The following is a 16,033-nucleotide window of genomic DNA, read 5'->3' as shown; positions in this document are numbered from 1 at the left end:
GATAACTGATATCTGACAACTGACAATAGATAACGACAATTGAAAAAATGGCTTACGATAAATTCAACATATTAAAAAGTTCTTCGGTTCCATTACCCATCGAAAATGTGGATACCGACCAGATAATCCCAGCTCGATTCTTAAAAGCGACGGAGCGTAAAGGTTTTGGCGATAATCTTTTTAGGGACTGGAGATTTAACCCGGACAATACACCAAAAGAACACTTTGTACTGAACAACCCGATCTATAGTGGAAAAATACTTGTAGGTGGGAAAAATTTTGGTTCTGGCTCTTCCCGAGAGCACGCTGCATGGGCCGTTTATGATTATGGCTTCCGTTGCGTGGTGTCCAGCTTTTTTGCGGATATCTTCAGAAACAACTGCCTGAATATTGGTGTACTTCCAGTTCAGGTGAGTCCAGAGTTTTTGGATAAAATATTTAAGAATATTGAGAGCAATCCAAATACGGAATTGGAGGTAAACCTTCCTGAACAGACGATAACCATTTTGGAATCCGATGAAAGCGAAAGTTTTGCCATAAACGATTATAAAAAACAAAATATGCTCAATGGGTTTGATGATATTGATTTCCTGTTGAACATCAAAAACAATATTCAGGAATTCGCGCAGAATACTCCTCTATAAAGCGCAATAGAATAGATAGGTCTAGCACTTGAAAATGAAAAAAAGGACTGTTGAAATCATGGATACCACCCTTCGGGATGGTGAACAGACCTCTGGGGTGTCTTTCTCCGCTTCGGAAAAGCTCACCCTAGCTAAATTATTGTTGGAAGAACTCAAGGTAGACCGCATAGAAATTGCTTCGGCACGAGTGTCGGACGGAGAGTTTGAAGCCGTAAAAAATATAACCGATTGGGCCAAAATCGAAGGTTTTCTATCCAAAGTGGAGGTATTGACTTTTGTAGATGGTGGTGTTTCCCTTGAATGGATGCAACAGGCAGGTGCCAAAGTGCAAAATCTCTTGACCAAGGGCTCATTGAACCATTTGACCCATCAGCTCAAGAAAAAGCCGGAGCAACATTTTAAGGACATTGAAACCGTTGTGTCGAAAGCGGGCGAATTGGGTATCGATACCAATGTCTATTTGGAAGATTGGAGCAATGGCATGCGAAATTCGCCTGAATACGTGTTCCAATACTTGGATTTTCTTGTCAACTTACCCATAAAACGTGTTTTGCTTCCGGATACCCTAGGTGTTCTTACACATCAGGAAACTTTTGAGTTTTTGCGTCAAATTATAGAACGCTATCCTGACACCCATTTTGATTTCCATGGGCATAACGACTACGATTTAAGTGTAGCCAACGTAATGGAAGCACTCAAAGCAGGGGTCCGAGGATTGCATTTGACCGTCAACGGAATGGGAGAACGTGCGGGAAATGCTCCTCTCGCAAGCGTGGTCGCCGTGGTGAACGATTTTATGCCAGATATTTCAATTGGCGTCAAGGAATCATCTCTATTTAAAGTGAGCAAATTGGTCTCTGCTTTTACCGGTTTTGGAATTCCGGTGAACAAACCAATAGTTGGTGACAATGTATTTACTCAAACAGCTGGCATACATGCAGATGGAGATAGTAAAAAGAATCTTTACTTTAATGATTTACTACCTGAGAGATTCGGTAGAAAACGCAAATATGCACTTGGTAAAACTTCGGGTAAGGCCAACATCCAAAAGAACCTTCAAGAGTTGGGGCTCACCTTGAACGATGAAGAGCTAAAAAAAGTAACTGAACGCATAATCGAACTAGGTGATAAGAAAGAGCGGGTCACCAAAGAAGACCTCCCCTACATCATTTCCGATGTGCTCAACAGCGAACTGCACCAGCAGCGGGTTTTTGTAAAATCGTATGTGCTTACACATTCCAAAGGTTTAAAGCCCTCCACTACTCTTTCCATCGAAATAGATGGAAAGTCCTATGAAGAAAATGCGCAAGGTGATGGACAGTTTGATGCATTTATAAATGCTTTGCGAAAAGTCTATCAAAAAGAAAAAATGGAACTTCCCAAATTAGTGGACTATGCAGTACGTATTCCTCCGGGCAGTAACTCGGACGCGCTTTGCGAAACTATTATAACCTGGCAGACCAAGGATAAGGATTTTACCACGCGAGGTCTGGATTCAGACCAAACGGTATCTGCCATAAAAGCAACGGAAAAAATGCTGAATCTTGTCTAGGCACAGTGAACAATTGGACAATGGACAATGAACAATAAACAGTGAACAATTAGCAATTGCCTTTTTTACGTTTCACTCAAACTAACTTAGAACAGATAATAATCGATAATTGACCAGAAAATAATGAAATTAAACATAGCTCTTCTAGCCGGAGATGGAATTGGGCCTGAGGTAATTGATCAGGCAGTTAAAGTATCCGATGCAATAGCCAAAAAATTTGACCATGAAATCAATTGGACACCAGCACTGACAGGTGCAGCCGCTATTGATGCCGTTGGAGAACCCTATCCTGATGAAACGCACGAGATCTGTGCCAATGCAGATGCAGTACTGTTCGGTGCTATTGGTCATCCGCGATTCGACAACGACCCTTCGGCCAAGGTGCGTCCTGAGCAAGGTTTGTTAAAGATGCGTCAAAAACTTGGCCTTTTTGCAAATGTTCGTCCAACCTTCACTTTTCCATCTTTGATTGATAAATCACCTTTAAAGCGTGAGCGCATAGAAGGAACCGACCTGATCATACTTCGCGAGCTCACCGGTGGTGTTTACTTTGGAGAACGTGGAAGAAAAGACGAGGGCGATACTGCATTTGACACCATGACCTACCAGCGTTTCGAAATTGAGCGTTTGGCAAGAAAAGGTTTTGAAATGGCACTGAAAAGAGGCAAAAAACTATGTTGCGTTGACAAAGCCAACGTTCTGGAAGCTTCACGTCTATGGCGTGAAACCGTGCAGGCTATGGAAAAAGAGTATCCCGATGTAGAGGTATCCTATGAATTTGTGGATGCCGTGGCCATGCGTTTGATTCAATGGCCAAAAGGCTACGATATCATCATCACAGCTAACCTTTTTGGAGATATCTTAACGGATGAGGCCTCCGTGATCTCTGGATCAATGGGATTAATGCCCTCTTCCTCTCTTGGAAACAAAGTTTCCTTGTATGAGCCTATTCACGGATCATATCCCCAAGCGGCAGGAAAGGACATTGCCAATCCTTTGGCAACCATTCTTTCCGCAGCCATGTTGTTCGAAGACTTTGATTTAAAGGACGAAGCTGAGGCGATCAGAGACGTTGTAAACAAATCTCTTGCTGAGGGTGTAGTCACCGAAGATTTGGCGGAAGGCGGAAAAGCTTACAAAACCAGTGAAGTTGGGGATTGGCTGGCCGCAAACCTTTAACTTTAAGATACGAGCCGTTATTCAAACATATCTAACTCCGTTACCCAACCAAAAAAGATAATCCACATGCTTTGGTCCGAGAACAAGATATTTTAAGCTCAAAGCAAATTAAATTCTAGTGCAAAACTCCGTATATCCCCACGGAGTTTTTTTCTTCACAGTTTCAATCATCAGGCTCAAAAGGATACCTGTCCTTAGAGCTTCGACTCTTGGTTTTACCTATCAATTCATATCTACTATCCATCAATTGATGTGGGACGGAAGGCAAACGGAACTATAGTTTCGCAAGAATTCAAATAATCTCTTAAGGTTGCCCAAATAAGTCCTGTTAAATCAATGATAGCTAACGATCAGGTTTTTTGGCAATCGAACTCAAAAAACAAAACTTTATGAAAAATTCTAAAATTGCATTCCATTTAATTGTATTTGCGTCTTTCTTGCTTTTTGGCTCGTGCAATGATGACGAAAACGCCGAATGCGCTACCAATTTTTATTATTACGATGGTGATGGTGATGGCTATGGAGACAGAAGCATCTCGGTAAGCGAATGTGTCCAACCTGCCTCATATGTTACTGATGGTTCCGATCCTGATGACACGGATGCGGCAGTGACACCTATTTGTGATAAAACAAGCTATTATGAAGATGCTGATCAAGATGGTTTCGGAAACCCTGGAGAAGTTAGGGTACTATGTGTTGGTGCTACTGTTCCTGATGGTTTTATAACCAACAACGAAGATTGTGATGATGAGGATGCAGATGTCAACCCTGGGATACAAGACATCTTTTATGAAGACAAGGATCAAGATGGTTTTGGAGATCCCGGAGCAACAATTACCCAGGTTGCATGTCCACTTCCGGATGGTTATGTCCGGAACAATCTTGATTGTGATGATAACGATGACACAATCTTCCCAGGTATGACGGTATATCAGGATAGCGACGGTGATGGTTATGGTGATCCCCAGGTTTCAATAGAATTGGAGGATTGCTCTGACCTCAACAATGGTTACGTAATCGACAGCACCGATTGTGATGACACAGATGCCAATATCAATATAGGTGAAGATGAAATTCCAGGAGACGAAATCGATAATAACTGTGATGGCATTTCAGGAATTGTTTGGGATGGCGAAGAAATAGAATTTAGCAAGGAAACCTATGCCCCTTGGAGTTCGGATGAAAATCAAGATTATCTTACCGATAATGTAACTTTCACACGTCAAGATGCTGGTCCCATATACAATTATACATGGTGGCAAAATAATTTTGGCACAGATGCCACCCACAGTGACGGTGAAGCATCTGATTTGGCCGCTGATTTCACTAATGACATATCCATCTCATTTAAAGATATTACCGAAATCAACCCAACCGGAGGAACAAAAGGAGTGTTATGGACCTTATTGGATGATACCGGAGCAAACAACCCAAATAGTTCTTGGGACAGCTACCAACTATATGGTTCTCTGGGGAATCCGGAACATTTCCATAGTTTCCGAAACCTAGTATCCATAATTACCAGTTTAGAGAATAACTCAGATGTTCTTCTTGTAGCTGATGACTTTACCATCATATCAAGTGTTGAAGATGAAGTTGAAGTGAATAGTGATGTAGATATGAGTGCATTGGTTGGAAAAAAACTTGGACTATGGTTAGTAGATGATGATATCTACCTGACCTTGACATTTACAAAATGGGACGCAGGAAAAGAAAATCCTGGAGGAGCTTTCTCTTACACGCGGTCTACTCCATCAAGCGAAGACTAGCTTTGCATAATTAGAATTAGTCTTATCTAAAAAGGCCGCGGGAAATTCCTGTGGCCTTTTGTTATAATCTGTTGAAAGTTTAGAACCTATAGATAACCGCTATAAAATATAATCCGTGCTCAAAAAGTTGCTGACCTTAGCTTCCAGTAGCTGCTCAATGGTCTCATTGTTTAGGTCATTGTCCTTGAATGCAACAAATGTCCGAATGGAAAACGAACGTAAAGCATCATGCACACTTAACGTAGATTGTGCGGAGTCTTTTCGTCCGGTGAAAGGATATACGTCCGGCCCTCGTTGGCAAGAGCTGTTCAAATTCACACGACATACCAAATTAGCCAAGGTATCAATCAATGGTGACAAGGTATAAACATCCTTCCCAAACAAACTCACTTGTTGCCCATAGTTGGAAGCTGCCATATCATCCAAGGGTTCTTCGATATCCTTAAAGGATACCACAGGAATTATCGGGCCGAACTGCTCCTCCTCATATACCCGCATATCTTTGGAGACGGGATATAAAACTGCAGGCCATATATAATTTTCAGACAATTTTCCTCCTTTTTTGTTCTGAACCTTGGCTCCTTTCTTCTTGGCATCATCCAATAATTCTTGAATATAAGCCGGTTTTCCCGGCTCTGGAAGTGGAGTCAGCTGCGCACCTTTGTCCCATGGATTGCCCAGTTCCAATGCATCTACAGCTGCGGAAAATCGTTTTAAAAACTCTTCCTTCACATCATCATGTACATAGATTACTTTCAAGGCTGTACAACGCTGTCCATTAAAAGACAAGGTTCCCGCAATACATTCCTTAATGGTCAAATCCAAATCAGCGTCCGGTAAAATAATCGCCGGGTTTTTAGCTTCCAATCCCAAGACAAGTCTAAGACGGTTACTTTTTGGATGTTGATCCTGCAATGCATTGGCCGATTTACTGTTACCTATCAAGGCAAGCACATCAACCTTTCCAGTTTTCATGATTGGTGCGGCCACTGCCCTTCCCCTACCGAACAAAATGTTGACCACTCCTTTAGGAAAACTGCTTTGAAACGCTTCCAAAAGCGGTGTTATCAACAACACGCCATGTTTCGCGGGTTTAAAAATTGCGGTGTTTCCTATGATAAGTGCAGGGATCAACAATGCAAAGGTCTCGTTTAAGGGATAGTTGTATGGCCCCAAACATAATACCACTCCTAAAGGTCCCCGGCGGATATGGGCATATACCCCATCATGTTTTTGAAACTTGGCAGAATTGCGGTCCAGCTGCTTATAATCCTCAATGGTATCATAAATGTATTCTACCGTTCGGTCAAACTCTTTTCTGGAATCTGGCAGGGATTTTCCAATTTCCCACATCAGCAGTTTTACTACTTCCTCGCGCTTCTCCTCCATTTTTTTTACGAAAGACTCCATACACTCGATGCGGTCCTTCACCTTCATCGTAGGCCATACCCCCTGTCCTCTATTGTAGGCATTGGTTGCGGCATCTAAAGCTTCCATTGCCTCGGTCTCGCCCATATCCGGGATACTACCTAGTATGGTATGTGCATATTCCTCCGTAGTGGATATTGTGGAGATGACCTCCGAGTTTTTTCCATTCCATTCCTTTAAATCCCCATTTACCAAATAGGTTTTTTGATGGATTTGCTCCTTAATCTGAAATTCTTCTGGTATTGCTATCTGTGTCTGCATAGCCCTTTTGTTTTGGGTTGTTATTCATCCGGCATGGCCAAATACAGCACAAAGCTAACACAAAAAAGACTGAAAAAACCTTTATTTACAAAGGTTTGCCTACTCAAACGTTTTAGTAGAACCTTTATCAGAAATAAACGTGAAATTGTTAAGATCATAGCCTCTTTTTCTAAGACAATATGTCTCGAGTTCCTATTGGGCAAATGGTTTGATTTACCAAATTTTAGATAGAATGAATGAAGTACAGAATAGGAGATATTTAACGCCAAACCATCAATCTGTTTTTCTTCTTTCGGAAACTATGCCCCATCGTTTATTTTTATTACTTTTTGGCTTAAACCAATCAAATCCAACCAAACAATTCCCTTATGCAAAAACAACAGCTGGGCATTTTGTCCAACACCCCCATCTTACCGTTTATTTTAGTTACTGTTTTATTTTTTGCTTGGGGTGTACCCAACAATATGACAGAGCCGTTAATTGCGGCCTTCAAGGATATATTCAAGGATATGTCCACTTTTCAAGCCTCGTTGGTGCAATCAGCTTTTTATGGATCTTACTTTGTGTGGGCCATTCCAGCTGCCTTACTCGTCAAAAAAACAAGCTATAAAACCACCCTTCTGCTTGGGATATTTTTGTTTGCGGCCGGATCCTTCCTTTTCTTTCCAGCCAGTGTTAAACAGGAATATTGGTTTTTCTTGACCGCTTTGTTTACCCTAGCTGCAGGCCTTTCGTTTTTGGAAACTGCCGCAAACCCATATATCATAGCTATGGGAGATCAGAAAACCTCGGTCCGTAGATTAAACCTAGCGCAATCGTTTAATCCGATCGGTCAGCTAACCGGCACCTTCATCGCCACCAACTTTATTTTAAAAAATTTAAGTGACGACGCTGAAAAGGCAAAATTAAGCACCCAAGAGCTTGTAGATTTACAAACCCAGGAATTGGCCATACTTGCAAAGCCATACATTTATATTGCCATAGTAGCTGCAGTCTTTTTTGTTATTTTTCTGCTTAACAAAATGCCACGTTTTCAAGCCAGTGAAAATGAACTCAAGGATGGCTTTTTTGCCATTTACAAACGCATCTTAAAAAAGAAAAGATATGTTTTATCTGTAATGGCGCTCTTTGCTGCAATGTGCGCTCAATTTGGAACATTTGCCTTTACAATTCCATATTTAAAGGAAAATTACAAGTTACCCGATGGAACTTTTATCAGTACGGGAGATGCTGGCGATATCCTGTTCTACGGGGTCATTGTATTTGCTATCATGCGTTTTGTGTGCACATGGTTGATGAAATTCATAAAACCCTCAAAGCTTCTGGCCCTTTTGGCAAGTATTGCAACCCTTGCTGCCATAATAGCTATAGTATTTCCTGGCAATTTTGGTGGATATATGTTGATAGTAATGAGCGGTTGTGCAGGTTTACTTTTTCCAACCATTTATGGCCTTGGACTTGAAGGGTTATCTGAACAAGAAGCTAAAGTCGGGGCTTCCGGATTGATTATGGCCATTATCGCTATTGGAATTATGAACCCCATCCAAGGATTGATCATTGATTTGTCCAGTGTGAACATATCATACATATGTGTAGCGGCAGCTTTTGCCCTTTTGGTAGGATATGGTGCAGTGATTGCCAAGTATTCAAACAAGGCCAATTAGAAGGGCCTTATACCAAATATTGAAAGAGATCCGGTTTATCATTTAGATAATCCCCGAAAAAATTGTTGGATTTCATCCGTTGAATCAATGGTTCCAAATCTTCTGAAGATTTTAGCTCAATACCCACAACGGCAGGAGCATTTTCCCTGCTTGATTTCTTGGAGTATTCAAAATGGGTAATGTCATCATCAGGTCCTAAGATATTGGCCACAAATTCCTTTAAAGCTCCAGGGCGCTGCGGAAATCGTACAATAAAATAGTGTTTTAGGTTTCCATAAAGTAGAGCACGTTCCTTTATTTCTGCAGTGCGGGTAATGTCATTATTACTTCCACTTACCACACAGACCACGTTTTTTCCCTTTATTTCATCTTTAAAATCATCCAATGCGGTAATTGTAAGTGCCCCTGCCGGCTCTACAACGATAGCATCCCGATTGTACAATTCTAAAATGGTTTGGCAGACCTTGCCTTCAGGAACGGTTTCCATTTTATACAGATGCTCTTTGCAAATGGGAAGGGTATATCGTCCAACTTTTTGAACCGCTGCACCGTCTATGAACTTATCAATTTGATCAAGCTCTACCAATTCTCCCTTTTCAATGGAAGTCTTCATGGAAGGTGCTCCTGCAGGTTCGATACCTATGATTTTGGTTTTTGGTGATAAAGCCTCAAAGGTGCCGCAGAGTCCCGCAGCCAGTCCCCCACCTCCAACAGCAACAAAAATATAATCTATCGGTTTTTCAGATTGGTTAAGCAACTCCAAACCGATGGTGGCCTGCCCTTCGATAGTCTTTGGGTCATCAAACGGGTGTACGAAGGTCTTGTTCTTCTTTTCGCAATAGGACTGTGCAGCTTTTTGGGAATCGTCAAAGGTATCGCCTTCCAGTACAACTTCAACCCAGTCCCCTCCAAACATTTTGGTCTGGTCAATTTTTTGCTTGGGTGTCACCACGGGCATGTAAATGGTTCCTTTTACTTCCAAATGGTTACAAGCGAAAGCAACACCTTGGGCATGGTTACCTGCACTTGCGCAAACCACACCATTTTGTAGTTCCTTTTTGGAAAGGTAGCTTATTTTGTTGAATGCACCACGAATCTTGTAACTACGCACCCGGTGCAAGTCCTCCCGTTTGAGCAGAATATTGGCGTCGTATTTTTTGGAATAGCGGATACTTTGCTGCAAAGGTGTTTGGTCGGCTACTAGTTTAATAGTCTGCGCAGCTTTATAAATATCCGCTATATCCGGAAAATATGTTGTCGCTGTTCCTTTCATATAGATGGTATCAGCGTGGTTTAAATGTGCTATACTATAGGCTTCATTGCAGTCATGGACTCACGCAATCTAGCTCCTACAACTTCAACCGGATGTTCACGTAAAGCTTTGTTTACTGCAATCAATTTTACATTGTCAACACCATTGTCATCACCTTCGCCGTATTGCTTTCCGATGATGTCTGTATCCACTGTTTTCATAAAATCGGTCAACAAAGGCTTACATGCATGGTCAAAGAGATAGCAGCCGTACTCAGCGGTATCAGAGATAACACGATTCATTTCAAAAAGCTTCTTTCTGGCAATCGTGTTCGCAATCAAAGGAGTCTCGTGCAAAGATTCGTAGTAGGCGGATTCACCAATGATACCAGATTCGGTCATCGTTTCATAAGCCAGTTCTACACCAGATTTAACAAGGGCCACCATCAATACGCCGTTGTCGTAGTATTCCTGTTCTGAAATGTCATCGCTTCCAGCTGGAGTCTTCTCAAAAGCGGTTTCGCCTGTAGCTGCTCTCCAATCCAATAGATTTTTATCGCCATTGGCCCAATCTTCCATCATGGTTTTGGAAAAATGACCGCTCATGATATCGTCCATGTGTTTTTGGAACAAGGGACGCATGATTTCTTTCAATTCTTCCGCCAACTCGAACGCTTTGATCTTAGCAGGGTTGGACAATCTATCCATCATGTTGGTGATTCCACCATGTTTCAGTCCTTCGGTGATGGTTTCCCATCCGTATTGAATTAATTTTGAGGCATAACCCGCATCAATTCCCTTTTCCACCATTTTATCAAAACATAGAATAGACCCGGTTTGTAGCAGACCACATAGGATAGTTTGCTCACCCATTAAGTCAGACTTCACTTCGGCAACAAAAGATGATTCCAATACTCCGGCCTTATGTCCGCCAGTTCCTGCGGCATAGGCTTTAGCTTGTGCCAAACCTTTACCTTCTGGGTCATTTTCAGGGTGCACAGCAATCAAGGTAGGTACCCCAAACCCTCTTTTATATTCTTCCCGCACCTCAGAACCTGGGCTTTTTGGTGCCACCATAATTACGGTCAAATCCTCACGTACTTGCATACCTTCCTCCACGATGTTGAATCCGTGGGAGTATGAAAGCGTGGCCCCTTTTTTCATAAGCGGCATCACCGTGCTCACCACGTTGGTATGCTGCTTGTCGGGGGTAAGGTTGATCACCAAATCCGCAGTTGGAATCAATTCTTCGTAGGTGCCCACGTTAAAATTGTTCTCCTTAGCATTCTTAAAGGATTGCCTTTGTTCTTTAATAGCGGCTTCACGAAGCGCATAGGAAATATCCAAGCCCGAATCCCTCATATTCAATCCTTGGTTCAATCCTTGGGCGCCACAACCTACAATTACGATTTTTTTCCCTTTAAGTGCGGTTACACCATCGGTGAACTCACTGGCTTCCATGAACCTACATTTTCCTAATTGTTCCAGTTGGTCTCGAAGCGACAGCGTATTAAAATAATTTGTCATTTTCCTTTTTGATTTGTGCTATTTATTTTATTGATTTTGAAATTCTTCCAAGATTTCGGTAATGGGCATGGTTGCCTTTGTAACCGCAATACGCCCGGATCTGACAAATTGCATGATGCCATAAGGCTCAAGCGCATCGTGCATCTCATCTATCTCATAGCGACGTCCCGTTTTAGCCAAAACAAAGAAGTCTCGGGCCACCGTCACGATTTGCGAATTGCTTTCTTTAATAATATTCTGAATCTGCCTTTCATCAAACAATAAATCCGATGCTATTTTGAACAAAGCCGACTCTTGATAAATTGTTTCATCGTCAGTATGATAGAAAGCTTTTATCACTTCTATCTGCTTTTCAACCTGTCCGACAATATTTCGAACCCAGTCCTCAGTTGTAAAAACTACAATGGTAAATTTAGATACGTTCTCAATCTCTGATTTTGAAACATTTAAACTCTCTATATTAATGTGTCTCTTTAAGAATATTCCTGATATCCTATTGAGAAGCCCTACGTTATTCTCGGAGTAAACCGAAATGGTATACCACTTATTTTCCATTCTTATTTTGTTTTGACCGCTACAACCACACCTGTTGACCAGTCCATTTTTGTAATTGTTAAATCTGTTCTTTCTTCCAATTTGTCAATCAATGAAAAAACATTGTCTAGGTGCCCTTCGGGCCAATTCGGTTGGTGTTTCATATCATCAATGATGTAGAATCCACCTTGCTTGATCAATCCAAGAGTCTGTTCTAGACAACTGTATTTACCAGGCCACGCATCAGCAAAAATCAGGTCGAACCGATTTCCGTCATATGTGGATAACCATTCCTCTCCATCCACATGTACCAGTTTTAATCGCTCCTCTTGACCAAAAAAATCTTTAGCTATCTGGATAAGCTCAATATCATTATCAATACTTGTAATCTTGGAATTTTCATCTGCACCTTCCAATATCCAAGCCAGTGATAATCCCATGCCTGTCCCCAACTCCAAGAAATTTCCCCTAGGTTTTGACGCGACCAATGTTTTCAAAAGTGTTCCGATATACACATCTGAAGGCATATTGAACCCTATTTCCTCAGATTTGGCAAGCAAATCGGGATATATAGATGGTTTATCTACTATACTGGCTTGATTCATTCTATTTGAGCCTAATATCAGAAACAGATGCCCCGGACGGAATCATTGGAAAAACGTTATCCTCTTTTTCAACCCTAACCTCCAAGAAATATGGATCTTTGGAAGCAATCATTTCAGAAACAGCATCCTCTAATTCTGAACGCTCCACTACCCTTCTCGATTTGATATGATATCCTTCGGCTATCTTTACGAAATCCGGGTTGGTCATTACGGTTGAGGCATATCGACTCTCAAAGAAAAGTTCCTGCCATTGTCTTACCATACCTAAGTGGTCATTGTTAAGGACCACAATTTTCACAGGAACATTATGTTGGAAAATAACACCCAACTCCTGAATTGTCATTTGATAGCCTCCATCACCAATGATAGCAACCACCTCTCGATCCATAGCCCCCATTTTGGCACCAATGGCGGCTGGAAGCGCAAATCCCATGGTTCCAAGGCCTCCAGAGGTGATGTTGCTCTTTGATTGTTTGAATTTTGCATACCTGCAAGCAATCATTTGATGTTGTCCTACATCGGTTACGATTACAGCTTTATGACCAGAAGCGATATTGATTTGCTCAATCACTTCCCCCATGGTCAGCCCCTCCTTGGTAGGCTTCAAATCCTTTTGGATCACCGTCTCGTACTCAATCTTGTATTTTTTATCAAACTCAGCTCTCCACTCCTTGTGCTCATTTTTATTGATCAATGGAAGTAAAAGGTCCAATGTCTGTTTTGCGTTGCCCAACACGGCAATGTCCGCTTTTACATTTTTATTGACTTCCGCTGGGTCAATTTCAAAATGAATCACTTTGGCTTGTTTGGCATAGGTATCCAAATTACCGGTGACCCTGTCATCAAAGCGCATACCTATTGCAATAAGCACATCGCACTCATTGGTCAGCACATTTGGTCCATAGTTTCCGTGCATGCCAACCATACCCACATTCAAAGGATGATCAGTATCCATGGCGGAAAGCCCCAAAATAGTCCACGCCGCAGGGATTCCGGCCTTTTCAACAAAATCTTTTAGCTCTGCTTCCGCCTCACCTAAAATAATCCCTTGACCAAACACGATATAAGGTTTCTTCGCACTGTTTATCAATTCAGCCGCAGCTTCAATAGCTTTGATATCTGGTTCAGGTGCCGGCTTATAGCTTCTTACCCCGGTACATTTTTCATATGCAAAATCGAACTCATCAAACTGGGCGTTTTTTGTAATATCAACCAATACCGGACCTGGTCTTCCTGATCTGGCAATGTAGAATGCCTTGGCCATGATTTCCGGAATTTCACTCGCCTTTGTAATTTGATAGTTCCACTTGGTAACCGGAGTGGAAATGCCAACTATATCCGTTTCTTGAAAAGCATCTGATCCCAATAAATGTCTTGGCACCTGTCCGGTGATACAGACCATTGGGGTGGAATCAATTTGGGCATCGGCCAAACCGGTCACCAAATTGGTAGCTCCCGGTCCAGAGGTTGCCATGGCCACGCCCACTTTGCCGTTAACACGGGCATATCCTTGGGCTGCATGGGTGGCTCCTTGCTCGTGTCTAGTAAGGATATGTGTCAATTTATCTTGGAACTTATAAAGTTCATCATAGACCGGCATGATAGCTCCTCCGGGGTATCCATAAATCAAATCCACACCTTCAGCCAGCAAACAATGTATTATGGCTTCGGCCCCACTTATCCGAATGGTTTTGGCTGTTTTGTTTTTTTTCTTTTTTAAAGTTTCCGTATTCATAAGGTCAACTTTGATGATAATATTCCTGCATCAACAGAAATCACATTTTTTAATATTTATCGGTTACGCATCCCTCTGAAGCTGATGCAACAGATCTTGCGTATTTGTACAATATTCCTTTGGTAAATTTTAATGGTGGAGCTTGCCATTTGGTCCTTCTTCTTTCCATTTCCTCATCCGAAATGTTCAAGGTAATGGAATTGTCCAACGCACTAATGGTAATAAGATCACCGGTCTCAACAAGGGCAATGGCCCCTCCTACTTGGGCTTCTGGGGTTACGTGACCAACCACAAAACCATGGGTTCCACCTGAAAAACGGCCATCAGTGATAAGCGCAACAGATTTTCCCAAACCAGCTCCCATAATCATGGATGTAGGTTTTAGCATTTCGGGCATTCCTGGACCTCCTTTGGGTCCCACATAGCGAATCACCACTACATCACCTTTTTCCACTTCGCCTTTGGATATTCCTTCATTGGCTTCAGGTTCGCTATCGTACACTACGGCCTTACCTTCAAACGTTAAACCTTCTTTACCTGATATTTTTGCTACGGCGCCCTCTTCCGCCAAATTTCCTTTTAGGATCTGTAGATTTCCTGAAGATTTTAAGGCCTTGTCCACGCTGTACAGCAAATCTTGCTCTTCAAATTCCATGGCTTCAACATCCGCAAGGTTTTCAGCCAAGGTCTTACCGGTCACCGTCATACAGTCTCCGTGCAAAAAGCCTTGCACCAACAAGTATTTCATGATTTTGGGGGTTCCACCAATACCGTGGACATCTTCCATGAGGTATTTTCCTGAAGGTTTTAAATCACCAATAAGGGGTGTTCTATCACTTATCCGTTGAAAATCATCCAAGGTAAAATCAATATCGGCAGCATACGCGATGGCCAAATAATGCAATACCGCATTCGTAGAACCACCAAGGGCATTGACCAAAGTGATTGCATTTTCAATTGACTTTTTGGTAACGATGTCCTTTGGTTTTAGATCGAGCTCCAAAAGATTCTTTATGGCCAGTGCAGTACGTTCCGCCTCTGAGAGTTTGTTGGGATTGACCGCTGGAATAGATGAGTTATACGGTAAGGCCATACCCATACATTCTATGGATGAAGCCATTGTATTTGCCGTATACATTCCCCCACAGGCACCTGCTCCAGGAATTGCTCTCTTAATAATTTCCTTATACTCGGCTTCATCGATTTCCCCGGCAATCTTCTGCCCCAAAGCTTCAAATGCAGATACAATATTCAGCTTTCGTCCTTTATAGTTTCCCGAAGCAACACTACCTCCGTATACCATAATAGAAGGTCTATTAAGCCTTAGCATGGCTATAATAGCTCCGGGCATGTTCTTGTCACATCCAACGACACCAATCAATGCATCATAAGACATTCCGTTCATCACAGTTTCCATGGAATCTGCAATAATATCCCTGGAAGCCAATGAATATTTCATTCCCGGCGTTCCCATCGAGATACCATCAGATACTCCAATAGTACCGAATGTCAAACCCACTTGTCCCGTGTTATTTACATGCTTTTTTATTTCCTGCGCTATTACGTTTAGGTGCATATTACAAGGATTGCCATCATAACCGGTGCTTCCAATGGCTATTTGGGCCTTTTTCATATCCTCCTCCTTTAAACCTGCGGCGTACAACATGGCTTGTGATGCCGGTTGCGAAGGGTTTTGGGTAACGTTCTTGCTGTGTTTGTTTAATTCCATTAATAACTTTACTTGAAATCTAAAATTCCATTGAATTTACTTCAGTATCCAAAGATAGATGTTTCAAATACCCAATAATTTTAACAGTTTTGGGGGTTCTAAATCCATTTGCATATATATCTATGTATTGAACTGAAATTCAAATACTTATCTCA

At 41.9% G+C, this 16,033-nt stretch carries 12 protein-coding genes; 5 read left to right on the top strand and 7 right to left on the bottom strand.

From position 1 onward, the window contains the following. Window positions 1-47 precede the first annotated feature (47 nt). The 4 genes from leuD to ACULLH_RS11525 all read left to right on the top strand — a co-directional run bounded on the left by leuD (window position 48) and on the right by ACULLH_RS11525 (window position 5,144). Entirely contained in the window at window positions 48-644 is a 597-nt protein-coding gene (gene leuD / locus ACULLH_RS11540; RefSeq protein WP_454088897.1) for a 3-isopropylmalate dehydratase small subunit, read from the top strand. A gap of 34 nt (window positions 645-678) precedes the next feature. Next, window positions 679-2,196 (top strand): alpha-isopropylmalate synthase regulatory domain-containing protein, encoded by a 1,518-nt coding sequence (locus tag ACULLH_RS11535; protein ID WP_454088896.1) that lies wholly within the window; start codon window positions 679-681, stop codon window positions 2,194-2,196. Window positions 2,197-2,319: 123 nt separating this feature from the next. Continuing rightward, on the top strand, window positions 2,320-3,375 hold the full coding sequence (gene leuB, locus ACULLH_RS11530) for a 3-isopropylmalate dehydrogenase (RefSeq protein WP_454088895.1): 1,056 nt from the start codon (window positions 2,320-2,322) through the stop codon (window positions 3,373-3,375). Between the two features lie 389 nt (window positions 3,376-3,764). Further along, window positions 3,765-5,144, top strand: a complete 1,380-nt coding sequence (locus tag ACULLH_RS11525; RefSeq protein ID WP_454088894.1) for a putative metal-binding motif-containing protein — start codon at window positions 3,765-3,767, stop codon at window positions 5,142-5,144. 99 nt (window positions 5,145-5,243) lie between these two features. Here ACULLH_RS11525 and ACULLH_RS11520 read toward each other — a convergent pair whose 3' ends face one another. Continuing rightward, window positions 5,244-6,833, bottom strand: a complete 1,590-nt coding sequence (locus ACULLH_RS11520) for an NADP-dependent glyceraldehyde-3-phosphate dehydrogenase (protein ID WP_454088893.1) — start codon at window positions 6,831-6,833, stop codon at window positions 5,244-5,246. A 368-nt stretch (window positions 6,834-7,201) separates the two neighbouring features. On the opposite strand from ACULLH_RS11520, the gene fucP reads away from it, so the two are divergent. Beyond that, window positions 7,202-8,497, top strand: a complete 1,296-nt coding sequence (gene fucP, locus ACULLH_RS11515) for an L-fucose:H+ symporter permease (RefSeq protein ID WP_454088892.1) — start codon at window positions 7,202-7,204, stop codon at window positions 8,495-8,497. A 7-nt stretch (window positions 8,498-8,504) separates the two neighbouring features. Here the strand turns inward: fucP and ilvA are convergent, their stop codons facing one another. From ilvA to ilvD, 6 genes are read right to left on the bottom strand one after another with little or no spacing between them, the layout of a single operon-like run. Next, window positions 8,505-9,770 carry a threonine ammonia-lyase IlvA gene (gene ilvA, locus ACULLH_RS11510; protein WP_454088891.1) on the bottom strand — a complete coding sequence of 422 codons (1,266 nt, stop codon included), beginning with the start codon at window positions 9,768-9,770 and terminating at the stop codon, window positions 8,505-8,507. Between the two features lie 29 nt (window positions 9,771-9,799). Then, a complete protein-coding gene (gene ilvC, locus ACULLH_RS11505) occupies window positions 9,800-11,275 on the bottom strand; it encodes a ketol-acid reductoisomerase (protein ID WP_454088890.1) in 1,476 nt (491 codons plus the stop codon). A 27-nt stretch (window positions 11,276-11,302) separates the two neighbouring features. Beyond that, window positions 11,303-11,830 carry an acetolactate synthase small subunit gene (gene ilvN, locus ACULLH_RS11500; protein ID WP_454088889.1) on the bottom strand — a complete coding sequence of 176 codons (528 nt, stop codon included), beginning with the start codon at window positions 11,828-11,830 and terminating at the stop codon, window positions 11,303-11,305. A 2-nt stretch (window positions 11,831-11,832) separates the two neighbouring features. Further along, window positions 11,833-12,414, bottom strand: a complete 582-nt coding sequence (locus tag ACULLH_RS11495) for an O-methyltransferase (protein WP_454088888.1) — start codon at window positions 12,412-12,414, stop codon at window positions 11,833-11,835. A 1-nt stretch (window position 12,415) separates the two neighbouring features. Then, the gene (ilvB, locus tag ACULLH_RS11490) at window positions 12,416-14,149 is read right to left on the bottom strand and encodes a biosynthetic-type acetolactate synthase large subunit (protein ID WP_454088887.1); all 1,734 of its coding nucleotides are present in this window, start codon (window positions 14,147-14,149) and stop codon (window positions 12,416-12,418) included. Window positions 14,150-14,198: 49 nt separating this feature from the next. After that, window positions 14,199-15,878 (bottom strand): dihydroxy-acid dehydratase, encoded by a 1,680-nt coding sequence (gene ilvD / locus ACULLH_RS11485; protein WP_454088886.1) that lies wholly within the window; start codon window positions 15,876-15,878, stop codon window positions 14,199-14,201. Window positions 15,879-16,033: the final 155 nt, after the last annotated feature.

It is taken from the genome of Flagellimonas sp. 2504JD4-2, from assembly GCF_053642935.1.
This window is presented reverse-complemented; position numbering and strand designations above follow the sequence as displayed.